Below are 24,527 nucleotides of genomic sequence, written 5' to 3' on the forward strand. Positions count from 1 at the left end.
CCATGCCCACCGCCGAGCAACCGCTCCCGGCGCCGCCCGCCATCCGGGACCTGGCACGGCTGCTGCGGGCCGCCGGGCTCGACCCCTCCGCCGAGGAGCTGGCCGACGCCCTCTGGCTCGCCGGCCGGATCGGCCCGCCCGCGGCCCCCGCCGGCCCGCCCGCACCGCTCACCCTGCGCCGCCCCGGACCCCGCGAGGCCCCGCCGCCGCAGGAGGAGCCCCCGCCGCCGGACCCCGGCATCGAGGACCCGGTGCGGTTCTACGCCGCCCGCGTCAGCGGCGCCGCCGAGGAGGCCGCCGCCCTGCCCGCCGGCACCGGCGTGCCCGTACGCGTCCCCGGCGCGGCCGCCCTGCCCCGCATCCTCGACATCCAGCGCGCCCTGCGCTCCCTCCAGCGGCACCGCCCGCCCGGACCGCCGGCCCGGCTGGTCCTCGACGAGCCGGGCACCGCCGAGGCCAGCGCACGCGCCCTCGGCCTCGTCATCCCCGTCATGCAGCCCGAGAGCCGCCGCGAGGCCACCGTCCGCCTCGTCATGGACGCCTCACCGTCCATGGCCGTCTGGCACGACATGTTCGAGGAGCTCCGCACCGTCTGCGAACGCCTCGGCGCCTTCCGCGACGTCCAGGTCCACTACCTGCACCGGCTCGCCGACGGCCGGGCCGCCCTCGGCCGCGGGCCCGCCCCCGGCACCCGGCTGCGCTCCGGCGACCAGCTCCGCGACCCCAGCGGCCGCGCCCTGACCATGGTCGTCTCCGACTGCGCCGGCGCCCTGTGGCGGGAGGGCGAGGCGCAGCGGCTGCTGCACCGCTGGGCCGAGTGCACCCCCTGCGTCGTCGTCCAGCCGCTGCCGCAGCGGCTGTGGAACCGCAGCTGGCTGCCGACCGAGCGGGGCACCCTCGCCCGGATCGAGGGCGGCGCCGGCCGCCTCCGCTTCCGGCCCGACCGGCCGCCGCGCCACGGCCGGCCCGGCGGCGGGCTCGCCGTTCCCGTCCTGCCGCCGAACGCCACCGCCCTCGGCGCCTGGGCCCGCCTCGTCGCCGGGCTCGGGGCCGGGCCCGTCCCCGCCGAGGTGGGCCGCGTCCTCGCCGACCACCCTGCCGCGCCCGTCCCCCCGCCGCGGGCCGTGCGGCCGCCGGAGGAGCTGGTGCGCCGCTTCCGCTCCGCCGCCTCGCCGCGCGCCGTCCAGCTCGCCGTCTACCTGTCGGCCGCGCCGCTGACGCTGCCCGTCATGCGGCTCGTCCAGCGGACCATGCTGCCCGACTCCGAGCCCTCCGACCTCGCGGAAGTCCTGCTCAGCGGGCTGCTGCGGCGCGGCCCCGACCTCGGCCAGTGGTACGAGTTCACCCCCGGCGTGCAGGACGTGCTGCTCGGGCCGCTCGGCCGGGACGACGCCGCGCTCGTCCTCAAGCACTGCTCCGAGTACGTCCTCGCGCACTTCGGGCGCGGCGTGCGCAACTTCCCCGCCCTGGCCGTCGCCCAGCTGACCGGGGAGCCCGCCGTCGAGGACGACCCGGAGGGGCGCGTTCCCGCCGGGCGGCTGCCCCAGGCCTTCGCCGAGGTCTCCGCCCGCGTCGTACGCCGCTACCTGCCGGGCCCGGCCGTACCGGACGACGCCGCCGACCGGGAGCCGCCCGCCCCGCCGCCCCGGCGGTCCTGGGCCGTGCGCACCGCCCGCGACCGGCTCGCCGCACACGACGCGGACGGCGGCGCCGAGCGCGGCCTGTACGAGGCCGCCGCCGTCCTGCGGCGCGCCGTCGCGGCGCCCGCCGGGCCGGGGGACGCCGACGGGGAGGCGGAGTGCGAGCTGGCCGAGGTGCTGCTGCGGCTGTGGGCCCGGCAGCGGGACCCCGAGCTGCTCGCCGAGGCCGAACAGGCCGTGCGCGGGCTCGCCGCGGCGCCCGCCCGCGCCCTCCTCGGCCGGGTGCTGTACGAGCGGGCCCTCGCCGAACGCCCGGACGCCGAACTGCTGGACGCCGCCGAGCTGGAGTTCGCCGCCGCGGCCGCCCTCGCCGCCGACCCGCGGCTGCGGCTGGACTGCGTCCTGCGGCGGGTGCAGGCCCTCGTCCGGATCGCCGACCTGCGCGACGACCCCGGGGCGCTGCGGGAGGCGCGGGCCGCGCTGGAGGTCCTCGCCGGGCAGGCCCCCGACCGGGTGCTGCGCCCCGCCCTCGGGCGGGTCCTGCTGGCGCTGCTGCCCCGGCTGCGCGACACCGCCGAGCGCACCGCGCTGGCCGAGGAGGCCGCAGGGCACCTGGCCTCGGCGCTGCCCGGCACCGCCGCCGACGGCGGCCCGGACGGCGGCGCGGCAGAGGAGCCGGGTCCCGACGCGGCCGAGGCGGCGCGGCTGCGCGTCGACCTCGCCACCGCCCTGCGCCACCTGCCCGCCCGGCTCGAAGAGGCCGCCGGCCACCTCGACCTCGTCCTCGCCGAGCCCGGCGGCGACCCGGAGCTGCGCCTGGCCGCCCTCGTCTGCCGGGCCAGGGTGCACCGGGCCCGGTACGCGCGGGACGGCGACCCCGAGGCCCTGGAGCAGGCCGCCGACGCCTACGGCAGGGCCCGGCGGCTGATCCCTCGGGACGGCGAGGCGTACGGGGAGCTGCTGCCCGAATGGGGCGAGGCCCTGCTGGAGCGGGCCCGCGCCGCGGGCGGCCGGCGCTTCGCCTCGGCGGCCGTACGCGTGCTCCGCGACAGCCGGGCCGCGGTCCCGCAGTCCGACGGCCGGTCCGCGTACCGCCTGGTGCGGCTCGCCGAGGGGCTGCGGCTGCGGCACGGCTACGAGGGCGACGTGGTGGACCTGCGGGAGGCCGAGTACCTGCTGGAGCTGGCCGTCCGGCAGAGCCGCAGCCCCCTGGAGCAGGCGAGGGCCTGGCGGGAGCACGGCGACGTCCAGCAGGAGATCCACGCCCACACCCGGGCCCTGGACCGCCTCGACCGGGCGGCGGACTCCTACCGGCGGGCCTGGCGGGCGGCCCTGGACGGCGACCGCGCCGAGCGGCGCGAGGTGGCCGTCGAGCTGGCCGCCCGGGTCCAGGAGCTGCGGGGCGAGGTGCTGGAGCGGCTGGCCCGGCCCCGGGCCGCACTTGACGCCTACCGCTCTGCCCTGGAGCTGTGGCGGCGGCTCGGCGAGGAGGCCGCGGACCGGCGGGAGGCACTCGGCTCCCGCGTCCGCACCCTGGAGGCCGGGCTGTGACACCCGGCGAGGCACCGGACCCGGAGGCCGGGACGGCAGCGAACGGCGGCACGGAACGGACAGCGCACCCGACGGACACGGCGAACCAGCAGGGGGACGGGCAGCCCATGGCGATTCGGCAGCAGAGCGCACGGACGGAAGTGGCGGGACACCCCGGGACGGACCCGGCGGGCACGGGCGCCGCATCCCCCCGGGACCAGGCGTCGCACCCCGCCGGCGGGGCCCCGGCCCGCCGGCCCGCACCGGCCCCGCAGCCACCCCCGCCCCCGGCGCCGGCCCCGGGCCCCACGCCCACCCCCGCACCCGTCCCCACCCCGGCCGCCGCCCAGGCCGCCGCGCGGCGCTGCCCGGCGGGGCTGCCGGACCTGTCCGGCTACGACCTCGCCGCCCTCCGCGGCATCGACCACCCCGTCCTCGCCCGCGTCATCGAGGGCCTCGTCGACCGCGTCACCCACCCCGCCGAGATCCTCAACGCCTTCGACTCGGGCGCCAGCTGAGCGCCCGCTCACGCACCGCATCCCCAATACCACGCACCGCACTCGGAGTTGTCCCGTTTCCGCCGTTAGCCCGCGCCGAACCCAGGGCAGGGATGCAACCGTCCGCCGGGGTGCCCGCACGGCGGCCGGGGAGGGAGGTGCCTGCGGTGAGCCATGCCGACGGGAGCCGGGCGGCGCCGTCCGCGCTGTCCGCGCACCGGGCCCGCGCCCCCTGGCCGTACGCCCGGCTCGACGTGCCGGCGCTGCGCGCCGCCGGCCACCGCCCGCACCCCATACGGCAGTTCGTGCTCAAGACCCGCAGCCGCTGCAACCTGGCCTGCACCTACTGCTACGTCTACGAGATGGCCGACCAGAGCTGGCGCGACCGGCCCGCCGCCATGTCCCGCGCGACCGCCGCCCGCGCCGCCGAGCGCATCGCCGAACATGCCGCCGCCCACGCCCTGACCCGCGTCGACCTCGTCCTGCACGGAGGCGAACCCCTGCTGACCGCCCCCGCCGAACTGGCCGCCCCCGTCGACGCCGTACGGGCCGCCGTGCGCGCCGCGTCCCCGCGGACCCGCGTCACCGCGACCGTCCAGACCAACGGCACCCTGCTCACCCGCGGCCGCCTCGCCGCCCTCGCCGCCGCCGGGATCCGCGTCGGCGTCAGCCTCGACGGCGGCCTGCCCGAGCACAACACCCGCCGCGTCGACCGCGCCGGCCGGCCCGGGTTCGGCGCCGCCGCCCGCGGCCTGCGCCTGCTCGCCCGCCACCCCGAGCAGTACGCGGGCGTCCTGTGCGTCGTCGACCTCGCCCACGACCCGGTCGGCACGTACGAGTCCCTGCTCGCCTTCGACCCGCCCGGCATCGCGCTGCTGCTGCCGCTCGCCAACTGGAACACCCCGCCGCCCGGCAGCGCCCCGCACCGCACGCCGTACGCCGACTGGCTCACCGCCGTCTTCGACCGCTGGTGGCAGGCGGACTCCCTGCGCACCCGCATCCGCACCTTCGAGGAGATCATCGCCCTGCTGCTCGGCCTTCCCGCGGCCACCGAGACCCTCGGCCTGGCCCCCGCCGCGACCGCCGTGATCGAGACCGACGGCACCCTCGAACAGGCCGACTCCCTGAAGTCCGCCTACGAGGGCGCCGCCGCCACCGGCATGAGCCTGGACACGCACCGCTTCGACGACCTGCTCGACCACCCCGGCCTCGCCGCCCGGCAGCTCGGCCTCGACGCCCTCGCCGACGGCTGCCGCTCCTGCGCACTCGTCGAGGTCTGCGGCGGCGGCCACTACCCGCACCGCTACCGCTCCGGCGAAGGCTTCCGCAACCCCTCCGTCTACTGCGCCGACCTCCAGGCCCTGATCCGGCACATCGCCGCCGCGCTGCACCGGGCCGCCGAGGAAGGCGCCGCCGTCCCCGGCCGCACCGCGCCGCCGCCCGGCCGCGCCGCCGCCAAGGCGCCCGCCCCCACCCGGGCGGCCGCCTCGTGACCGCCCCGCTGAGCACCCTCACCGTCCCCTCGGCGACCCTGCGCGCCCTCGCCTCGACCGAGCCCTCCGCCGCAGGGAGCCGCCTCGTCTGCGACGTCCGCCGCTCCAAGCGGCTCGTCCTGCTCCGGGCCATCCTCGACGCCGCCTCCTCCCGCGGCGGCCGCGCCGCCCAGGCCGCCGACCACTGGGCCCTGCTGGAAGAAGCCGAACGGCACGCCCCCGACGCCGTCCACGACGTCCTGCACTACCCCGCCACCGGCGTCTGGGCCGAGGAGACCCTCCGCCGCCTGCACGACCCGGCCGGCCCGCCCCCCGACCTCGCCCACCTCGGCGCCCTCGCCGCCGCGGCCGCCCTGCGGGCCGGCATCGCCTTCAAGGCCGTCCTGCGGCCCGCGGGCGGCCGCCTCGCCCTGCCCACCCTCGGGGTGCTCCGCCCGCCCCGGCCCGGCCCCCTCGCCCTCACCGAGCACTCCTGGGACCCCGACGACCCCGCAGCCCTCTCCCTGCACACCCTTCCCGACGGCCGCACCAGCCTCGACGACCTCGACCCCTACCGCGCCGCGGGCCACACCCGCCCCGCGCCCGTCCGCGCCGCCCGCCGCCTCACCCCCAAGGGCCACAAACGCTGGGACACCCAGTGGACCGGCGCCCTCACCCTCCTGGAGCGCTACGACACCGCCCGCGCCGAGGAGGCCGCCCTCCTCCTGCGCTCCGTCGTCCCGCTCGCCGGCGGATCCCGCTCCCACGGCGCCACCCTGCCCGCCGCCGCCGGCTCCGTCCTCGCCCGCGCCCAGGCCCCGCCCGCCCTGGCCGCCACGCTCGTCCACGAGGTCCAGCACGGCAAACTGACCGCCCTCGCCGACGTCCTCCCCCTGCACACCGCAGACCGGACCCCGCGGCACTGGGCCCCCTGGCGCACCGACCCGCGCCCCCTGGACGGCCTGCTGCACGGCACGTACGCCCACCTGGCCCTCGCCGGCTACTGGCAGCGCGCCGCCCTCTACGGATCCCGCGGCGCATGGGCCCGCCACGCCCGCATCCGCGCCCAGGTCGCGGCCGTCCTGCCCGAACTGCGCGCCCACCCCCGACTGACCATCGCAGGACGCGAGTTCACCGACGCGATGGCCGAGGCGGAGCGCGCCATGGACGAGCTGCCGCCACCCGGCGACCGGTACGCCGCCGCCCGCCGCGCCGTCGAGCGGGCCCGCCGCGCCTGGTACGCGCAACACCCCGAAGTCGACCCGTCCGCACAGGGCTGACGGGCCGTCGGCTGCGGTACCTTTTCAACCCCGTCCACCGCCCGGATTCCAGGGAGACGGCCGCATGACCACCGGTATTCGGCAGGAACGCGACCCGGCCCCCGCGCGGCCGCAGCGCTTCGTCATCAGCTTCGCCGGCTTCAACCGGCCCTGGGCCGTGTGGATCGCCTACCGGCTGGAGGAGCACGGCCACCGCGTCGCCCTCCAGCGCTGGGACCCCCAGTCCGCCGGCGGCCTCACCCAGGCCCTCGACGACCTCGCCCGCGGCGGCAGCCGCGTCCTCCTCGTCCTCAGCGAGCGCTACTTCTCCGCCGGCACCCACTCCGAGCAGGAGTGGAACACCGCCCTGCGGGCCGCCCACGACAACCACCCCGGCCGGTTCGCCGCCGTCTGCCTCACCGACGCCCCCCTGCCCAGCGCCGTCGCCGTCCTGGAGAAGACCGACCTGTGGGGCCTCGACGCGTACGAGGCCGAGTACCGCGTCCTGCGCCGCCTGGAGCTGCCCACCGACCGCGTCGGCACCGAGACCGGCCGCCGCGGCCCCCGCTTCCCCAACGACCCGCCCGAGATCTGGGGCCGCGTCCCCCGCCGCAACCCCCGCTTCACCGGCCGCAACGACGTCATCGGCAGGCTCCGCGCCGCCCTCGCCGAAGCCCCGCCCGGCGCCTCCATCGTCACCCTCCTCGGCCTCTCCGGAGTCGGCAAGACCCAGGTCGCCACCGAGTACGCCTACCGCTTCGCCTCCGAGTACGACGTCGTCTGGTGGGTCCCCGCCGAGGACCGCCCCACCCTCCGCGAACGCCTCGCCGACCTCGCCCCCGAGCTGGGCCTGCCGCGCGGCGCCGGCAGCTACGGCGAGCAGATCCGGGCCGTCCTGGAGGCGCTGCGGCGCGGAACCCCGTACAACCGCTGGCTGATGGTCTTCGACGGCTGCGACAACCCCGACGACCTCACCGACATGCTGCCCTCCGGCGCCGGCGACGTCATCATCACCTCCCGCAACCGCGAATGGGCCTCCCGGCACACCAGCCTCGTCGAGGTCCCCCTCTACGCCCGGCCCGAGTCGGTCACCTTCATCCGCCGCCGCGCCCACCGCCTCACCGGCGAGGAGGCCGACCAGCTCGCCGAAGCACTGGAGGACTACCCGCTCGCCCTCGACCAGACCGCCGGCTGGCTCGCCGACTCGCCCCTGACCGTCGGCGACTACCTGGGGCTGCTGCGCCGCCGCCTGGACTCCCACGAGGCCGTCACCGTCTCCGACGACTACCCGCTGCCCTTCCCCACCGCCCTGGCCATACTCCTCAACAACGTCCGGGAGAACTTCCCCGACGCGCTCGCCCTGCTCCGCCTGTTCGTGTTCTTCGCGCCCGGGCCCGTCCCGCTGCGGCTGCTGCGCGAGTTCCCCGTCGACGACGCGCCCGAACAGCTCGCCGGGCTCATCAACGACCAGATCCGCTGGAACGCCGCCCTGAACAAGCTCGTCCAGTTCTCCGTCGTCCGCCTCGAATACTCCGACCTCGCCGTCGAGGAGGGCGGCGGCGGGCTGGAGACCGTCCAACTCCACCGCATGGTCCACGGCATCGTCCGCGAGAACCTCTCCGAGGAGGAGGCCCGCCCCCTCGCCCGCGCCGTCCGCCAGGTCCTCGCCGCCGCCGACCCCGGCCGGCCCTCCGACTCCCGGCTGTGGCCCCGCTTCGCCGAGCTGATCCCCCACCTGGAGAGCGCCGGCGTCCTGACCAGCACCAACCCGCGGATCCAGACCTTCCTCCTGAACTGCCTGCGCTACCTCATGCTCGCCGGCGAGTACCGCACCTGCCTGCGCCTGGCCGAGCAGACCGACCACGAGTGGCGGGCGATGCTCGGCGACGACCACGACCAGGTCCGCGAGCTCAGCTACCACTACGGCGGCGCCCTGCGCATGCTCGGCCACTTCAAGCGCGCCGAGATCCTCGCCAAGTCCGTCGCCGACCGCATGCTCGCCGAACGCGGCGACCGCGACCTGGAGACCCTCCGCGCCACCAGCACCTACGCCGGCGTCCTCCTCGGCACCGCCAAGTTCGAGCAGGCCCGCGAACTGCTGGAGCACTCCTTCGCCCGCTACCGCGAACTCCTCGGCGAGGACGACTCCACCACCCTCAACGCCGAGAACAACGTCGCCGTCGTCCTGCGCCTGCTGGGCCGCTACCAGGAGGCGTACGAGACCGACCTCGACACCCTGCGCCGCCGCGAGCGCGTCCTGCGCGTCCGCCACATCGCCACCCTCTCCTCCGGGATCGGCTGCGCCATGGGCCTGCGCCTGATGGGCCGCTACCGCGAGGCCCTCGCCCGCCAGGAACAGGGCCTCAAACTCCACCTCCAGGTCCTCGGCCCCAACCACCCGCAGACCCTGCGCGCCGAACACAACCTCGGCATGTGCCTGCGCCGCTCCGGCGACATCCCCGGCGCCGGCGCCCGGCTGCGCAGCGTCCTGGAGCGCTCCACGCGCGTCTTCGGCGCAGAGTTCCCCTGGACCCTGATGGTCGCCTCCGACTACGCCACCTACCTGCGCGAGTACGGGGACATCGGCGAGGCCAGGCGGATCTCCGAGGAGGTCGTCCGCGGCTACCAGACCCAGCTCGGCCTCGCCCACCCCTACAGCATCGGCACCGTCGGCAACCTCGCCCTCGTCCTGCGCGCGCAGGGCGAGCGGGTCGAGGCGCTGAACCTCGCCGAGCAGGCCCTGGTCGGGATGCGCGGCGCCGTCGGCGAACGCCACCCGTGGACGCTGGGCTGCGCCCTCAACGCCACCGGGCACCGCAACATCACCGGCCGGCTCCACGACGCGCTGGAACTCGGCCGCGAGACACTCCGCAACTGCGAGCAGGTCCTCGGCCCGGACCACCCGATGACCCTGAGCGCGCAGATCGCCCTCGCCGCCGACCTGCGATCGGTACGGGAGGACGCGGAGGCGCAGAAACACGAGGACGCGGGCCTGCGGGCGCTGACCCGCACCCTCGGCCCCCAGCACGTCCACACCGTCTCCGCCCGCCAGCAGATGCGCCCCTACTGGGACTTCGAACCCCAGCCGTAGGCACACCGGCGGGCGGGCCGTCGCGGGGGAGGGGCGTGCCTCCTTTAGGCCAGCCAGCCCTGCCGCACGGCCCGCACGCCCGCCTCGAAGCGGCTGCGCGCGCCCAGGCGCTCCATCAGGCCCGTCGCGACGCGGCGGGCCGTCCGGTGCGAGACCCCGAGCCGCTTGGCGATGGCCTCGTCGGTGAACCCGTCCGCGAGGAGCTTCAGGGCGGTCGCCTCGGTGTCGGTCAGCCCGCTCCCGTCGTCCCGGCGGGCCTTCTCGCCGAACGGCCTGGCCCCCTCCCACACGCTCTCGAACAGCGCGCACAGGGCGGTCAGCGTCCCCTGCCCGGTCAGGACGACCGCACCGGCCGCGGTGTCGTCGCTGTCGACCGGGATCACCGCCGTGGCCCGATCCGTGATGATCATCCGCAGGGGCAGGACGGGCGCCGTCCGCGCCTGCCGGCCCAGCGTGCCCAGCCACTCCGCGTACGCCACGGTGTGCGGGCTGTTGCGGACGCTGTCCAGGTAGACCGTCCGCATCCGGATCCCGCGCCGCAGCAGCGCCTCGTCCAGCGGACGCGAGGCCTCCAGGTTCTCCGGGGTCTGCTCGCCGTCCGGGGCGAACACCATCACCTCCTCCCGCACCTCCCGGTGCAGCAGCGTGAGGCGCTCGCGGATCCGGTCCAGCCCCAGCAGCTGCTCGACACCCGGCTCCGACGCCGCCGGCCGCAGGTCCGCGTACTCCGAGATGAGCCGGGCCGCGGCGGCCCGCGACGCCTCGACACGCTGCTGCTGCGCCGCGAGCTCGGCCTGCTGCCGGGCGAGCAGCAGCTCCATGCCGACATCCGGGCTGACCGCGCGCAGGCGGCCCGGGTGCTCGTACGAGGGCCGGACGAGGGCCAGTTCGCTCAGCTGGTCGAGGCCGGAGCGGACGGCTTCCTCAGGCAGGCCCAGACGGGCGGCGAGCCCGGCCACGCCCTCGTGGGGATGGGTCAGCATCCCCCGGTAGACGGCTTCCGTTGTCTGGTCGAGACCCAGCAGGGTCAACATGCGCGCCTTCACCCCCCGATGAAGTGATCTTCAAAGATGATGATGACACGGAAATCAAGCCGAACGACCGGTTGGGGTGCAGGTTGGCCCCTTCCGTCCAAAGCCCCAAGCGGCCAATTCGCAGAACTGGTTGGGGATCGCCTGGTTTGGGAGGCTCAGGCCCATGTATCTGATCCACGCACAGTTCCGGGCCCCCTCGGAGGGGTGCGCCCTGCCGGTCGACGCGGCGCACCGCGTGCTGGCCCTCGCGCGGTCCGGTGAGGGCGTCGAGCACGTCACCGCCCATCCGTACGCGCAGCCGCACCCGGTGCTCGGTCTGTTCCTCCTCGCGTCCTCCCTGCACGAGGCGGAGGGGCGGGCGGCGGGCGTCTGCCGGCGCCTGCTGAGGGAGCACCGGGACATGTCCGGCTGGGCGCTGCTGAAGGCCGAGGTGCCACTGCTGGCCCCATTGGGACATGGCCCCTTGGGTCCACCCGGAACGCCTTCCACCCCCCGCGACCTGCGGCGAGAGTAGTTCCCGCCGGGAGGGACAGCCCCCGGCGGGAAGGACCGGCGCCACATCACCGCGGGATGCGGGCCGGATCCGTCCACCCGTACCCCTGCCGGAAGGTCCTCGCCATGAACGCCGCCCGTATCGCCAAGGCCGCCGCGGTCACCGCCCTCGCCGCCGGAACCCTCTCCTTCGGCTCCTCCCTCGCCGCCCTCCCCGGCGACGGCACCCTCACCCGCAGCGTCTCCTCCGCCGCGCTCCCGAAGCAGGACTTCGGCTGGCAGAGCGCCGGAGCGGGCCTGCCGAACAACGACTTCGGCTGGCAGTAGCCGGCCCGCCGCCCGCCCCGCCGCGGCTGCACCTGCAGGGCAGCCGGCGCGACCGGGGAGGGCCGACCGGATACGCCCGAAGGCCCAGCCCCCCGGGAACGGGGAGCCGGGCCTCCGGGCGTCTCGGGGTCCGGGGCTACGCCTCGAACACCTCGCTGATCAGCTGCTGCTGCTCCGCCTGGTGGCGCTTGGCCGAGCCGACCGCCGGGGAGGAGGAGTGCGGCCGCGAGATGCGGCGCAGACGCTCGCCCGCCGGGATGTCGGCGCCGACCGCCAGGTCCAGGTGGTCGATCAGGTTGAGCGCGATGAACGGCCAGGCACCCTGGTTCGCCGGCTCCTCCTGGGCCCAGATGTACTTCGCCGCGTTCGGGTACTTGGCGATCTCGGCCTGGAGCTCCGCACCCGGCAGCGGGTACAGGCGCTCGATGCGGATGATGGCGGTGTCGGTGACGCCGCGCTTGACCCGCTCGGCCTCCAGGTCGTAGTAGACCTTGCCCGCGCAGAAGACGACCTTGCGCACGGCGCCCGGGTCGACCGTCGAGTCGCCGATGACCGGGCGGAACGAGCCGCTGGTGAACTCCTCCGCCTTCGACGCCGCCGCCTTCAGGCGCAGCATCGACTTCGGGGTGAAGACGATGAGCGGCTTGTGGTGCGGGTTGTGGACCTGCCAGCGCAGCAGGTGGAAGTAGTTCGACGGCAGCGTCGGCATGGCGACCGTCATGTTGTTCTGCGCGCACAGCTGCAGGAACCGCTCCGGGCGGGCCGAGGAGTGGTCCGGGCCCTGGCCCTCGTAGCCGTGCGGCAGCAGCAGGGTGACGCCGGACGTCTGGCCCCACTTCTGCTCGGCCGAGGAGATGAACTCGTCGACGACGGTCTGCGCGCCGTTGACGAAGTCGCCGAACTGGGCCTCCCACAGCACCAGCGCGTCCGGGCGGGCCAGCGAGTAGCCGTACTCGAAGCCCATCGCCGCGTACTCGGACAGCAGCGAGTCGTAGACGTTGAAGCGGGCCTGGTCGTCCGACAGGTGCTGGAGCGGGGTGTAGTCCTCGCCGGTCTCCCGGTCGATCAGCACCGCGTGGCGCTGGCCGAAGGTGCCGCGCCGGGAGTCCTGGCCGGACAGCCGGACCGGGGTGCCCTCCATCAGCAGCGAGCCGAACGCGAGGGTCTCGCCCATGCCCCAGTCGATGGTGCCGTCGTCGATCATCGCCGCGCGGCGCTGCAGCTGAGGCAGCAGGCGCGGGTGGACGGTGTGGCTGTCGGGGGCGTTCACCTGGGACTCGGCGATCCGCTTGACGACCTCCGGGGAGACCGCCGTGTTCACGGCCACCGGGAACTCGGCCCGCTCCACCGTGCCCGGGATGCCGGCCGCGGGCTGCGCGGCGGCCTCGCGGACCTCCGCGAAGACCTTCTCCAGCTGGCCCTGGAAGTCCTGCAGCGCCTGCTCGGCCTCTTCCAGCGTGATGTCGCCGCGGCCGATCAGGGACTCGGTGTACAGCTTGCGCACCGAGCGCTTCTTGTCGATCAGGTCGTACATCAGCGGCTGCGTGAACGCCGGGTTGTCCGACTCGTTGTGGCCGCGGCGGCGGTAGCAGATGAGGTCGATGACCACGTCCTTGTTGAACGCCTGGCGGAACTCGAAGGCGAGCCGCGCCACACGGACCACGGCCTCCGGGTCGTCGCCGTTCACGTGGAAGATCGGCGCCTCGATCATGCGGGCCACGTCGGTCGCGTACATCGAGGAACGCGAGGACTCCGGGGCGGCGGTGAAGCCGACCTGGTTGTTGATCACGACGTGGACGGTGCCGCCGGTGCGGTAGCCGCGCAGCTGCGACATGTTCAGCGTCTCGGCGACGACACCCTGGCCGGCGAACGCCGCGTCGCCGTGCAGCGCGACGGGCAGGACGGTGAAGTCCGTGCCGCCCTTGTTGATGATGTCCTGCTTGGCGCGGGCGACGCCCTCCAGGACCGGGTCGACGGCCTCCAGGTGGGAGGGGTTCGCGACGAGCGAGACCTTGATCTGCTCGCCGTCCAGGCCCGTGAAGGTGCCCTCGGCGCCCAGGTGGTACTTCACGTCGCCGGAGCCGTGCATCGACTTCGGGTCGAGGTTGCCCTCGAACTCGCGGAAGATCTGCGCGTACGACTTGCCGACGATGTTGGCGAGGACGTTCAGGCGGCCGCGGTGGGCCATGCCGATGACGACCTCTTCGAGGCGGGCCTCGGCCGCGGAGTCGATGACCGCGTCGAGCAGCGGGATGACGGACTCGCCGCCCTCCAGCGAGAACCGCTTCTGGCCGACGTACTTGGTCTGCAGGAACGTCTCGAACGCCTCGGCCGCGTTCAGGCGGCGCAGGATCCGCAGCTGCTCCTCGCGCTCCGGCTTGGAGTGCGGGCGCTCGATGCGGTCCTGGATCCAGCGGCGCTGCTTCGGGTCCTGGATGTGCATGAACTCGACGCCGGTGGTGCGGCAGTACGAGTCGCGCAGCACGCCGAGGATGTCGCGCAGCTTCATCATCGACTTGCCGGCGAAGCCGCCGACGGCGAACTCGCGCTCCAGGTCCCACAGGGTGAGGCCGTGCTCGGTGATGTCCAGGTCGGGGTGCTTGCGCTGCTTGTACTCCAGCGGGTCGGTGTCGGCCATGACGTGGCCGCGGACCCGGTAGGAGTGGATCAGCTCGAAGACGCGGGCCGCCTTCGTGACGTCGTCGTCGTGGCTGGCGTCGATGTCGCGCATCCAGCGGACCGGCTCGTACGGGATCCGCAGCGCCTCGAAGACGTCGTCGTAGAAGCCGTTCTCGCCGAGCAGCAGGTTGGCGACGATCCGCAGGAACTCGCCGGAGGCCGCGCCCTGGATGACCCGGTGGTCGTAGGTCGAGGTCAGGGTCATGACCTTGGAGACGCCCAGCTTGTTCAGGGTGTCCTGCGAGGTGCCCTGGAACTCGGCCGGGTAGTCCATGGAGCCGACGCCCATGATGACGGACTGTCCGGGCATCAGGCGGGGCACGGAGTGGACGGTGCCGAGGCCGCCGGGGTTGGTCAGGGAGACCGTGACGCCGGTGAAGTCGTCCATCGTCAGCTTGCCGACGCGGGCGCGGCGGACGATGTCCTCGTAGGCCTGCCAGAACTCGAAGAAGTCGAGGGTCTCGGCCTTCTTGATGCCCGCGACGACGAGCTGGCGGTCGCCGTTCGGCTTGACCAGGTCGATCGCGAGCCCGAAGTTGACGTGCTCCGGCTTGACGAGGGTCGGCTTGCCGTCCTTCTCCGCGAAGGAGTAGTTCATCGACGGCATGGCCTTGATGGCCTGCACCATCGCGTAGCCGATGAGGTGGGTGAAGGAGATCTTCCCGCCCCGGGCGCGCTTGAGGTGGTTGTTGATGACGATCCGGTTGTCGAACAGCAGCTTCACCGGGACGGCGCGCACGGAGGTGGCGGTCGGCACGTCCAGGGAGGCGTTCATGTTCTTCGCGACCGCGGCGGCCGGGCCGCGGAGCGTCACCAGCTCGGGGCCCGACGGGGCCTCGGTGGCGGGCGCGGCCTTCGGGGCGGCGGCGGGAGCGGCGGGCGCGGCCGGAGCGGCGGCCGAGGCCTGGGAGGTGACAGTCACAGCAGGGGCACCAGAGGGGGAGGCAGGAGCAGGGGCAGGAGCTGACACAGGCGCGGGTGCGGCGGCGGAGGCGGGTGCGGCGCTCGCCGCCCCCGTGGCGGCGGCGTCGGAGGCCTGCGCGGTGACGGCGGTGGAGGCCTGTGCGGTGACGGCGGTGGAGGCCTGTGCGGAGGCGCCATCCGTCGTCGGGGTACTCACCGGCTCGTCGGCCTTGGCGGGAGCGCTCGCGCCCCCCGGCTTGTAGTCGGCGAAGAAGTCCCACCAGGCCCGGTCGACCGAGTTCGGGTCCTGGAGGTACTGCTGGTAGATCTCGTCGACGAGCCACTCATTGGCGCCGAAGCCTGAGGCAGGGGTGTTCCCGCCCTCTGCTGCTTCGGTCGTCGTGCTCGAGTTACTGGGGGACTGTGGCGACACGGCGGCAACCGCCCTCTTCCGCTTCACAAGGTATGGACAGCGGGAATAAAGGCTACGCCTCCCGGGCGGGGAGATGCAGGCCGGGCGGGACTTACGTCATGTAGGTCACACCGAACGGCGGGTTTCAGAGCCCGGAATGGCGGGAAACCAGCCTGGTTCGGGTATGCGCCAACCGGGTTGCGACCCACTGGCTTCGCACCCCTGACGGACCCCGGGCACATGTGGCCGAGATCATGTCCTTCCCGGTCGAACCCTACGTCAATGCGACGCCTGCGGGGCGCCCGGAAGGGTGACGAGAATCCGGCAGCCCCGCGCCGATTCGGCCACGCGGATCCGGCCGCCGTGCAGCTCGACCGCCCAGCGGGCGATCGCCAGGCCCAGTCCCGTCCCCCCGTCGCTGCTCTCGCCGCTGTGCGCGCTGCCGCGGTTGAACCGCTCGAAGACCCGGTGCCGCTCGGCCTCCGGGATCCCCGGCCCCTCGTCGACCACTTCCAGGGCGAGGCTTTCGGGGGCCTCCCCGGCACGGGCGCGGACCGTGACCCGGCCCAGCGCCGGGCTGTGCTTGACCGCGTTGTCGATCAGGTTGGCCACCACCTGGTGCAGCCGCTCGGCGTCCGCGTACGCCGTCAGCCCCGGCGGGAACACGTCCAGGTGCAGGTGGACGTCGTTGCGGGTGTGCCCGCCCGACCCGGACGCCAGGCCGGGCCGTCCGGCAGCCGCCAGCCCCGCCTCCTTCAGCACCCCCGACAGGTACGGCCACACCTCGAAGCGCCGCGCCCGCAGCGGGACCACGCCGTTGTCCACCCGGGACAGGTCCAGCAGCGTCCCGACCAGCCGGCCCAGGCGCTCCGTCTGCTTCAGCGCCGTCCGCATGGTCTCCGGATCGGCCTCGGAGACCCCGTCGACGACGTTCTCCAGCACGGCGCGCAGCGCCGCGATCGGCGTGCGCAGCTCGTGCGAGACGTTGGCGACAAGCTCCCTGCGGTGCCGGTCCACCGCCTCCAGGTCGTCCGCCATCAGATTGATCGTGGAGGCCAGGTCGCCCAGCTCGTCGCGGCGGCCCGCCCCGCGGACCCGGCGCGTGAAGTCCCCGTGCGATATCGCCCGCGCCACGCGCGTCATGTCGTCCAGCGGGGCCGTCAGGCCGTGCGCGACGAACTGGGTGATCAGCATCGAGGCGATGACCGAGAAGACGGTGATGAACCGCAGCTCGGTGTCGGTGCGCAGGGCCACCAGCAGCAGGCCCGTCGTGATGAACACCGAGACCACGACCAGCGTCCCGAGCTTGGTCTTGATCGAGAAGGGCGAGAAGGGGCGCAGGCCCCCGCTGTGGGCGTCCGCCCGCTGAGAGGTCCGCTGAGAGGTCCGCTGGGACGCCCGCTGGGGTGCGTGCCGGAAGCGGCCGGGGCCGCGCGCCCTGCCCTGGCGGTCCGCGCTCACGCCTGCGCCGGGGTCTCCAGGGCGTACCCGACGCCGTGCACGGTGCGGATCCGCTCGGCCCCGATCTTCCGCCGGAGGGCCTTGATGTGGCTGTCGACGGTACGGGTGCCCGAGGCGTCCGCCCAGTCCCACACCTCGGCCAGCAGCTGCTCGCGGGAGAGCACCGCCCGCGGTGTCCCGGCCAGGCACACCAGCAGGTCGAACTCGGTCGGCGTCAGGTGGACGTCCTCCGCCTGCACCCGCACCCGGCGCTGGGCGTGGTCGATCTCCAGGTCGCCCAGGCGCAGCGTGGCCCCGCGAGGGGTGTGCGCGGCGAGCGTGGCCCGCTCCACGCGGCGCAGCAGGACGTGCACCCGCGCGGCCAGCTCGCGCATCGAGAACGGCTTCGTCATGTAGTCGTCGGCGCCGACGCCGAGCCCGACCAGCATGTCGGTCTCGTCGTCCCGCGCGGTCAGCATGAGGACGGGCACCGGGCGCTGCGCCTGGACCCGGCGGCACACCTCCAGGCCGTCGAAGCCGGGCAGCATCACGTCCAGTACGAGCAGCTCGGGCTGCCAGCTCTCGGCGGACGCCACGGCGGCCGGGCCGTCGTACGCCGCCTGCACCTGGAAGCCCTCGGCGCGCAGCCGGGCCGTGATGGCGTCGGCGATGGTGCGGTCGTCCTCGACCACGAGCACGCGCCGCTGTGCGCCTGGGGTGGCCGCGGCGCCGCCGGTGTGGGTGGTGTGTGTCTGTTCCATGTCCCGCCCCTGGAGATCCGCGTGATGGGGTGCAGCGTAGAGGAGCCACCGGCCTGCGGCTATGCGGGGTTCAGACAGCGAAACCACCGGAATTACTGATTCCGAATGCGGTCGGAATGGGGATATGGCGGGGGATGCCGGGTGGGGCGCAGGCCGGTTCCGGGAGGTCCGTCACGGCGGCGTCGCTCGGTCGGCCTCGAAGGGGGGCAGGGCGTCCAGGACGGGTCGCAGGCCCGCCGGGATCGAGCCGTCGGCCGTCGCCACCTCGCGCCCCGCGTGCACGAACACGTACGTGAAGCCGTCGAAGACGGTGCCGCCGTCCATCGAGACCCGCGGCAGCCGCGGGAAGTCCGCCGCGGCGAGCGCGGCGCGAAGTTCCGCCAGGTCCTCCGGCGACAGCCGGCCCGAGCCCGCCGGCCGGGCCTCGCCGTCCAGGCGCGCCCACGAGCCGTCGCCCTTGACCAGCAGGCTCGTCGTCTTACCGGCGTAGCCGCCGCTCCGGGTCACCGTCACCAGCCGTTCGGCGGTGGGGGAGGGCGCGTCCGGCGCCGGGGCGGCCTCCGGCGGGGCAGGCGGCGTGGACGGGGCGGCGGTCGCGGGCGGCGCGCCCGCCGGACTGGCCGCGGATCCGCCCCCGGGCGCCGTGCTGCACCCGGCCAGCACCACCGCGACCCCCGCCAGCGCTCCCGCCGTGTTCACCACTCTCCGTGCGCGCACACCCACCCCCGCAGGCTCCACCGGTCGGCCGACCAATGAGTATGGAGGGCGCACCGTTCCCACGGAACCCACCGGAGGACCGCATCCCCACCGCCGCCCGGCGCGCACTGCCGCCGCTGCTCGCCGTCGTCCTCGGCCTGTGGGGCCTGGGGCGCGCGGGCAGCATGTGGCGGGACGAGTCCGTCACCTGGCAGGTCGCGCACCGCCCGCCCGGCGGGCTGTGGGACCTCGTCGGACAGGTCGACGCGGTGCACGGCCTGTACTACCTGCTCGTGCACACCGTCTTCCGGATCGCCGGCACCGGCCCGGACGCGGCCCTTGACGGCGGCCTGTGGGCGCTGCGGCTCCCCTCGGTCGCCGCGACCGCCCTCGCCGCCGCCGGCGTCGCCGCGGTCGGCCGCCGCCTCGCCGGGGAACGGGCCGGCCTCATCGCCGGGGCCGTCTACGCGGTGCTGCCGCCCGTGCAGGCGTACGCCCAGGAAGGCCGGTCGTACGCGCTCGTCGCCGCCGCCGTCGCCTGGGCCACGTACCTGATGCTGCGCGAGCGCTGGGCCGCGTACGGGGCGGTCATGCTGCTCGGCTGCTGGCTGCACGAGTTCGCGGTCCTCGCCCTGGCCGCCCACACCGTCACCGCACGCCGCTCGCCGGGCTGGCGGCGCAGCGCCGCCGCCGTGCTCGTCCTGCTCCTGCCGCTCGCCGCGGTCAGCGCCCGGCAGGCCGAGCAGCAGCTGGGCTGGCTCGGCCGGCCGAAGTGGCACGACTGGGCCGCGTACGCGGCCGTCGCCGTCGCCGTCTGGCTGCTCGCCCGGCGCGGCGCCCTGCCGGACCGCCTGGCCCGCGTCGCCGTACCGCTCGCCCTGCTGCCGCCGGGACTGCTGCTGGCCGTCTCGCTCGTCCACCCCTGGTACGTCGACCGGTACGTCCTCTACTCCCTCGCCGGGCTCGCCCTGGCCGCCGGGGCGCGCCTCGCGAGCGTGCGCGGCCGGCTGCCGTGGGCGCTGGCCGCGGTGCTGCTCGTACCCGCCGCCTGCTGGTCGGTATGGCTGCGGACGCCCGACAGCCGCAAGGACGACGCCCTCGCCGTGGCCGCCGCCGTCCGCGAGCAGGCCCGCCCCGGCGACCCGGTGCTGTTCATGCCGGCCCGGCGCCGCGAGTGGCTGCTGTCCTCGCCGGGGGTGTACGGCACCCTGTCCGACCTGGCGCTGGAGCGGACCCCCGCCGCCTCGGCGAGCCTGTGGGGCACGGAGCTGCCGCCGGACGAGATCCGGGCCCGGCTGCTGGCGTCACCGCGGGTGCTGGCCCTGACCGACCCGGAGGGCCAGCCGCTGGACCCGTACCCGCGGGAGGCGGTGAAACGGGAGGTCCTGGCCGCCCACTTCGACGTCTGCTCGGTGACGGACCTCCACGGCGCCCGCCTGACGATCCACGCCCGCCACGGCACGTGCCCGTAGCCGTCCACACCTGTCCCGGCACGTGCCCTGAGCCCGCCGGCCGGGGCGGCAACCCGCTGCGTACGGGTCACTCCCGCCTCGCGGCGGGCCACCCCGTACCAGGGACGCCCGCGCTCGCGAAGCGCCTCGGTGCACCACCCGCCCCGATCACCCTCACTCCACCCAGACGAGCACCCCGTCCCCCTCCCGGGCCGCCCCGCTGAAGAACTGCCGCAGCTCCCGGTAGCGGTCCACCACCCACTCCAGTGACTCCCCGCGCTCCCACACCGCCGCCGGGTAAACGCCCTCCGCGGCCAGGTCCCGCGCGGTCACCCCCTCGACCAGCATTGCGGGCGGCGTGGAGGCGAGGGCCTCGGCGGCCGCGGCGACGCGGTCGGGCGCGAGGTGCCGCGGCGGCCCGTACCCCCAGGGGGACGCGCCCGGCACCGCCGCGTCGCCGTACACGACATCCACCGGGAAGCCGATCCGGTCCAGCAGGAACGACAGCGCGTGCCACGCCTTGCCGGTGCTGTGGCACCGCGGCGGGACCGCCCCCGCGGAAGGCGGCACCGGCGCCGCCGCGCACTCCGCCTCGGCCGCCCCCTCCGCGCGCTCCCGCGCCCAGTCCGGCTCGCGCAGCGCCCGCCGGAACTCGGCGGGCCGCAACCGCACGTACATCCCGATCATGCTCATGCCCGGAGGCTAAGCCGCCCCACCGACAGCCCGACCCGGACCCGCCGTCCGCGGGGAGCGCCTGCACCCGCCCCCGGCTCGTTCGCCCCGGGCGAACACCTGTTGGGGAACACCGGCCCGCGCATATCCATTGAGTCGGTGTAGCTCAACTTGACTGCCGGAAGGAAGATCATGGCTTCGACGTCCGTAACGCTCACCCTGCCCGTGCTGCCGCTCGACGACGAGGTCGTGCTGCCCGGAATGGTGGTTCCGCTGGACCTGTCCGACGCCGAGGTGCGGGGTGCCGTCGAGGCCGCCCAGGCCGCGGGCGGCAGCGGGAAGCCGCGGGTGCTGCTCGTCCCGCGGGTCGACGGGCGGTACGCCGGCACCGGTGTGCTCGGGACCGTCGAGCAGGTGGGCCGCCTCGCCGATGGCGACCCCGGCGCCCTCATCCGCGGCGTCGGCCGCGTCCGTATCGGCGCCGGCACCACCGGACCCGGCGCCGCCCTGTGGGTCGAGGGGGAGAGCGTCGACGAGCGGCTCGCGGACCCGCTGCCCGGCGCCGTCACCGAGCTCGTCAAGGAGTACAAGGCCCTCGCCACCAGCTGGCTCAAGAAGCGCGGCGCCTGGCAGGTCGTCGACCGCATCCAGCAGATCGAGGGCGTCTCCGCGCTCGCCGACAACTCCGGCTACTCCCCGTTCCTGACCGTCGCCCAGAAGGTCGAGCTGCTGGAGACCGCCGATCCCGTCGCCCGCCTCCGTCTCGCCATCGCCTGGCTGCGCGACCACCTCGCCGAGCAGGACGTCGCCGAGTCCATCGCCAAGGACGTCCAGGACGGCGTGGACAAGCAGCAGCGCGAGTTCCTGCTGCGCCGCCAGCTCGAAGCCGTCCGCAAGGAGCTCCGCGAGCTGAACGGCGAGAAGGAGGGCGAGGAGTCCGACGACTACCGCGCCCGCGTCGAGGCCGCCGACCTCCCGGAGAAGGTCCGCGAGGCCGCGCTCAAGGAGGTCGACAAGCTGGAGCGGGCCAGCGACCAGTCCCCGGAGGGATCCTGGATCCGCACCTGGCTGGACACCGTCCTCGAACTCCCCTGGAACGAGCGCAGCGAGGACGCCTACGACATCCGCGGCGCCCGTGCCGTCCTGGACGCCGAGCACGCCGGCCTCGCCGACGTCAAGGACCGCATCACCGAGTACCTCGCCGTCCGCAAGCGCCGCTCCGACCGCGGGATGGGCGTCGTCGGCGGCCGCCGCGGCGGGGCCGTCCTCGCCCTCGTCGGGCCGCCCGGCGTCGGCAAGACCTCCCTCGGCGAGTCCGTCGCCCACGCGATGGGCCGCAAGTTCGTCCGCGTCGCCCTCGGCGGTGTCCGGGACGAGGCCGAGATCCGCGGCCACCGCCGTACGTACGTCGGCGCGCTGCCCGGCCGTATCGTCCGTGCGATCAAGGAGGCCGGGTCCATGAACCCCGTCGTCCTCCTCGACGAGATCGACAAGGTCGGCTCCGACTTCCGCGGCGACCCCGCCGCCGCCCTCCTCGAAGTCCTCGACCCGGCGCAGAACCACACCTTCCGCGACCACTACCTGGAGGTCGAGCTCGACCTCAGCGACGTCGTCTTCCTCGCCACCGCCAACGTCCTGGAGGCCATCCCCGAGGCCCTCGCCGACCGCATGGAGCTGGTCCGCCTCGACGGCTACACCGAGGACGAGAAGGTCGTCATCGCCCGAGACCACCTGGTGCCCCGCCAGCTGGAGCGCGCCGGACTCGCCGCGGAGGAGGTCGTCCTGGAGGACTCCGCCCTGCGCAGGCTGGCCGGCGAGTACACCCGCGAGGCCGGCGTCCGCACCCTGGAGCGCTCCATCGCCCGCCTGCTGCGCAAGGTGGCCGCCCAGCATGAACTCGGCGAGCGGGACCTTCCCCTGCACATCGGCGCCGAGGACCTGCGCGGGCTCATCGGGCGCCCGCACCACGTCCCGGAGTCCGCGCAGGACCCCGCCGAGCGGCGCACCGCCGTCCCCGGCGTGGCCACCGGCCTGGCCGTGACCGGCGCCGGCGGCGACGTCCTGTTCGTCGAGGCGTCCCTCGCCGACCCGGAGACCGGCGCCGCCGGGCTGACGCTGACCGGGCAGCTCGGCGACGTCATGAAGGAGTCCGCGCAGATCGCGCTCAGCTTCCTCCGCTCGCACGGTGCGGAGCTGGAGCTGCCGGTCGCCGACCTGAAGGACCGGGGCGTGCACATCCACTTCCCGGCGGGAGCCGTCCCGAAGGACGGGCCGAGCGCGGGCATCACCATGACGACCGCCCTGGCCTCGCTGCTCTCCGGCCGGCAGGTCCGCACCGACGTGGCCATGACCGGCGAGGTCTCCCTCACCGGCCGGGTCCTGCCGATCGGCGGCGTCAAGCAGAAGCTGCTCGCCGCGCACCGCGCCGGCCTGACCACCGTCGTCATCCCCAAGCGGAACGAGGCCGACCTGGACGACGTGCCCGCCGAGGTGCTGGAGCGGCTCCAGGTGCACGCCGTGACGGACGTGCGCCAGGTGCTGGAGCTGGCGCTGTCCCCGGCGGAGGCCGCCGCGCCCGCCGTCCCCGCGGCCGCCTGACCCCGCCCCGACTCCGCCCTGTACCGCCGGCCGGCACCCCGGCGCGGCCCGGGATCCCGTTCCGGCGGGGTCCCGGGCCGCGCCCGCGGGCGCTGCGAAATACTGTGGCCCCTCGGCACAGCAGTGCCGACACACGGACAGGAGCGGCACGTGCACGGCAGCGAAGACCAGGAGTTCCTCGCCCTGGAGCGGGAACTGTCCGTCTTCCTGCGGCGGGCCCGCGCCTCCTCCGGCGAGATGGCCCGCGCCCTCCACCCCGAGCTGGAGCCCGCCGCGTACGGGCTGCTCGTACGCCTGGAGGCGGCGGGCCGGCAGCGGGCCACCGACCTCGCCGCCTACTTCGGCGTCGGCAAGGCCACCATGAGCCGCCAGCTGCGCGCCCTGGAGGTGCTCGGACTGGTGGCCCGCGAGCCGGACCCCGCGGACGGCCGTGCGTTCCTCGTCGGGCTCACCGAGGAGGGCCGCGAGCGTTTCCTGAAGGTGCGCGGCGCCCGCCGCGAGCGGTACATGCGCAAGCTGGCCGACTGGGACCGCGGCGAGGTCGCGGAGCTGGCCCGGCTGCTGAACCAGCTCAACCAGGGCGAGGAATAGGCAGGCGCGCCCCCGGGCGCCCCCCAGGTGCCCCCGGGGCCCCAGGCGCCCGCCGGCGCCTCCTCGGCCCCCGCCTACAGTTCCGCGTACGCCGCCGACGCGTCGTCGTGCCGTTTGCCGCGGGCCCGGTCACGGCGGCCGGGGTCCGACTCCAGCGCCCGCACCCGCCCGATCAGCCCCTGCGCCCCCTCCTTGCGCAGCACCGCCAGGCACTGCGCCCAGTCGCCCTCCCCGAACGTGTCCTTCCACCGGCTCGCCCCGTCGGTGAGCACCGCCAGCGACCGCACCGCCTCCCGCGGGGTGCGCCCGGTCACCGCGCGGGCCGCCACCGCCGGGTCGGCGGCCGCCGTGAAGAAGCCGCCCTCCGCGTTCCGCAGGGCGTCCGCCGACTCCTGCGTCCGCAGGGCCGCGCGGGGGATCCGGTCCAGCCGGTCGTCGACGACCGCCGAGACCGCCCCGTCCGGGGCCTCCAGCAGCAGCACCGAGTCCGACAGCACGAGGTGCTCCACGGCCTCCCCGTCCCAGCGGACGACCACCACCGTCGCCTGCGGCGTGCGTACGTGAGAAAGGTCACACGCCCCCCGGTGGGCGTCGGCCGTCGCCCGGATCGACTCCGCCAGGATCCGGGCCAGCGGCATGTCCCGCCGCGAACCGGACAGTTCGGTCAATCGGCCCCCCAGTCGGGCGGTGAACCACGGGACGCCGTGCGAGCATCCCGTGTCGCCGGCGGGCGGCGTGACCCCGTCCAGGGCGACCAGCACGCCGCCCCCCGCGGCGGGTGTAGCGGCTGATAGCCAGTCCTCGTTGGGGCGTTCCGGGTCGCCGGGGGCCGTGGCGAGGTCGATGCGCATACGGGCATTCTGCCCACCGCCGCCGCCGCGGCAGGGCCGCCGCGCGCCAAAGGTCCGTACCAGAAAGGGCGGTGGCGTCCGCCCGCCGCAACCGAGGCCTCCCGGCGGCGCCGGCGCACCCCGGCGCATGT

The 24,527-nt window shown here is 75.2% G+C and carries 17 protein-coding genes; 10 read left to right on the forward strand and 7 right to left on the reverse strand.

The window, feature by feature from the left end; translation table 11 throughout:
* Window positions 1–2 precede the first annotated feature (2 nt).
* The 5 genes from C0216_RS05360 to fxsT all read left to right on the forward strand — a co-directional run bounded on the left by C0216_RS05360 (window position 3) and on the right by fxsT (window position 9,489).
* Entirely contained in the window at window positions 3–3,191 is a 3,189-nt protein-coding gene (locus C0216_RS05360) for an SAV_2336 N-terminal domain-related protein (protein WP_114054146.1), read from the forward strand.
* Between the two features lie 107 nt (window positions 3,192–3,298).
* Window positions 3,299–3,688 (forward strand): FxSxx-COOH cyclophane-containing RiPP peptide, encoded by a 390-nt coding sequence (gene fxsA, locus C0216_RS34925; RefSeq protein WP_162793117.1) that lies wholly within the window; start codon window positions 3,299–3,301, stop codon window positions 3,686–3,688.
* A 146-nt stretch (window positions 3,689–3,834) separates the two neighbouring features.
* A complete protein-coding gene (locus tag C0216_RS05370; protein ID WP_428985396.1) occupies window positions 3,835–5,160 on the forward strand; it encodes an FxsB family cyclophane-forming radical SAM/SPASM peptide maturase in 1,326 nt (441 codons plus the stop codon).
* Window positions 5,157–6,419, forward strand: a complete 1,263-nt coding sequence (locus tag C0216_RS05375; protein WP_114054149.1) for an HEXXH motif domain-containing protein — start codon at window positions 5,157–5,159, stop codon at window positions 6,417–6,419. The genes C0216_RS05370 and C0216_RS05375 overlap by 4 nt, the downstream gene beginning before the upstream one ends.
* A 64-nt stretch (window positions 6,420–6,483) precedes the next feature.
* A complete protein-coding gene (fxsT, locus tag C0216_RS05380; RefSeq protein WP_114054150.1) occupies window positions 6,484–9,489 on the forward strand; it encodes an FxSxx-COOH system tetratricopeptide repeat protein in 3,006 nt (1,001 codons plus the stop codon).
* Between the two features lie 44 nt (window positions 9,490–9,533).
* Here fxsT and C0216_RS05385 read toward each other — a convergent pair whose 3' ends face one another.
* Window positions 9,534–10,523: a helix-turn-helix domain-containing protein gene (locus tag C0216_RS05385; protein ID WP_114054151.1), complete on the reverse strand. Its 990-nt coding sequence runs from the start codon at window positions 10,521–10,523 to the stop codon at window positions 9,534–9,536.
* 163 nt (window positions 10,524–10,686) lie between these two features.
* Here C0216_RS05385 and C0216_RS05390 point away from each other — a divergent pair, with 163 nt between their 5' ends.
* Together C0216_RS05390 and C0216_RS05395 are read left to right on the forward strand one after the other, a co-directional pair.
* A complete protein-coding gene (locus C0216_RS05390) occupies window positions 10,687–11,037 on the forward strand; it encodes a hypothetical protein (protein WP_114054152.1) in 351 nt (116 codons plus the stop codon).
* A 56-nt stretch (window positions 11,038–11,093) separates the two neighbouring features.
* Window positions 11,094–11,342: a hypothetical protein gene (locus tag C0216_RS05395; RefSeq protein ID WP_114054153.1), complete on the forward strand. Its 249-nt coding sequence runs from the start codon at window positions 11,094–11,096 to the stop codon at window positions 11,340–11,342.
* 136 nt (window positions 11,343–11,478) lie between these two features.
* On the opposite strand, the gene C0216_RS05400 is transcribed toward C0216_RS05395, so the two are convergent.
* The 4 genes from C0216_RS05400 to C0216_RS05415 form a co-directional block, all read right to left on the reverse strand.
* On the reverse strand, window positions 11,479–15,357 hold the full coding sequence (locus C0216_RS05400) for a multifunctional oxoglutarate decarboxylase/oxoglutarate dehydrogenase thiamine pyrophosphate-binding subunit/dihydrolipoyllysine-residue succinyltransferase subunit (RefSeq protein WP_114054154.1): 3,879 nt from the start codon (window positions 15,355–15,357) through the stop codon (window positions 11,479–11,481).
* A gap of 258 nt (window positions 15,358–15,615) precedes the next feature.
* A complete protein-coding gene (locus C0216_RS05405; protein ID WP_114058467.1) occupies window positions 15,616–16,677 on the reverse strand; it encodes a HAMP domain-containing sensor histidine kinase in 1,062 nt (353 codons plus the stop codon).
* A 116-nt stretch (window positions 16,678–16,793) separates the two neighbouring features.
* A complete protein-coding gene (locus C0216_RS05410) occupies window positions 16,794–17,537 on the reverse strand; it encodes a response regulator transcription factor (protein ID WP_114054155.1) in 744 nt (247 codons plus the stop codon).
* A 171-nt stretch (window positions 17,538–17,708) separates the two neighbouring features.
* A complete protein-coding gene (locus C0216_RS05415) occupies window positions 17,709–18,236 on the reverse strand; it encodes a hypothetical protein (protein WP_114054156.1) in 528 nt (175 codons plus the stop codon).
* A gap of 59 nt (window positions 18,237–18,295) precedes the next feature.
* Between C0216_RS05415 and C0216_RS05420 the strand changes: the two genes are divergently transcribed.
* Window positions 18,296–19,705, forward strand: a complete 1,410-nt coding sequence (locus C0216_RS05420) for a glycosyltransferase family 39 protein (RefSeq protein WP_162793119.1) — start codon at window positions 18,296–18,298, stop codon at window positions 19,703–19,705.
* A 153-nt stretch (window positions 19,706–19,858) separates the two neighbouring features.
* Here C0216_RS05420 and C0216_RS05425 read toward each other — a convergent pair whose 3' ends face one another.
* Window positions 19,859–20,377 (reverse strand): DUF1877 family protein, encoded by a 519-nt coding sequence (locus C0216_RS05425; RefSeq protein WP_114054157.1) that lies wholly within the window; start codon window positions 20,375–20,377, stop codon window positions 19,859–19,861.
* A gap of 171 nt (window positions 20,378–20,548) precedes the next feature.
* On the opposite strand from C0216_RS05425, the gene lon reads away from it, so the two are divergent.
* Both lon and C0216_RS05435 read left to right on the forward strand, forming a co-directional pair.
* Complete coding sequence (lon, locus tag C0216_RS05430) at window positions 20,549–22,954, forward strand: endopeptidase La (RefSeq protein WP_114054158.1); 2,406 nt, start codon at window positions 20,549–20,551, stop codon at window positions 22,952–22,954.
* Window positions 22,955–23,104: 150 nt separating this feature from the next.
* Window positions 23,105–23,545 (forward strand): MarR family winged helix-turn-helix transcriptional regulator, encoded by a 441-nt coding sequence (locus C0216_RS05435; RefSeq protein ID WP_246042331.1) that lies wholly within the window; start codon window positions 23,105–23,107, stop codon window positions 23,543–23,545.
* 74 nt (window positions 23,546–23,619) lie between these two features.
* Here C0216_RS05435 and C0216_RS05440 read toward each other — a convergent pair whose 3' ends face one another.
* On the reverse strand, window positions 23,620–24,396 hold the full coding sequence (locus C0216_RS05440; RefSeq protein WP_114054160.1) for a protein phosphatase 2C domain-containing protein: 777 nt from the start codon (window positions 24,394–24,396) through the stop codon (window positions 23,620–23,622).
* Between the last annotated feature and the right edge of the window lie 131 nt (window positions 24,397–24,527).

It is taken from the genome of Streptomyces globosus (genome assembly GCF_003325375.1).
GTDB lineage: Bacteria > Actinomycetota > Actinomycetes > Streptomycetales > Streptomycetaceae > Streptomyces > Streptomyces globosus_A.

Coding starts and splice junctions, on each gene's coding strand:
- C0216_RS05360 (WP_114054146.1), top strand. CDS start 3: ATGCCCACCGCCGAGCAACCGCTCCCGGCGCCGCCCGCCATCCGGGAC.
- fxsA (WP_162793117.1), top strand. CDS start 3,299: ATGGCGATTCGGCAGCAGAGCGCACGGACGGAAGTGGCGGGACACCCC.
- fxsT (WP_114054150.1), top strand. CDS start 6,484: ATGACCACCGGTATTCGGCAGGAACGCGACCCGGCCCCCGCGCGGCCG.
- C0216_RS05385 (WP_114054151.1), bottom strand. CDS start 10,523: ATGTTGACCCTGCTGGGTCTCGACCAGACAACGGAAGCCGTCTACCGG.
- C0216_RS05390 (WP_114054152.1), top strand. CDS start 10,687: ATGTATCTGATCCACGCACAGTTCCGGGCCCCCTCGGAGGGGTGCGCC.
- C0216_RS05395 (WP_114054153.1), top strand. CDS start 11,094: ATGCGGGCCGGATCCGTCCACCCGTACCCCTGCCGGAAGGTCCTCGCC.
- C0216_RS05410 (WP_114054155.1), bottom strand. CDS start 17,537: ATGGAACAGACACACACCACCCACACCGGCGGCGCCGCGGCCACCCCA.
- C0216_RS05420 (WP_162793119.1), top strand. CDS start 18,296: ATGGAGGGCGCACCGTTCCCACGGAACCCACCGGAGGACCGCATCCCC.
- C0216_RS05425 (WP_114054157.1), bottom strand. CDS start 20,377: ATGAGCATGATCGGGATGTACGTGCGGTTGCGGCCCGCCGAGTTCCGG.
- lon (WP_114054158.1), top strand. CDS start 20,549: ATGGCTTCGACGTCCGTAACGCTCACCCTGCCCGTGCTGCCGCTCGAC.
- C0216_RS05440 (WP_114054160.1), bottom strand. CDS start 24,396: ATGCGCATCGACCTCGCCACGGCCCCCGGCGACCCGGAACGCCCCAAC.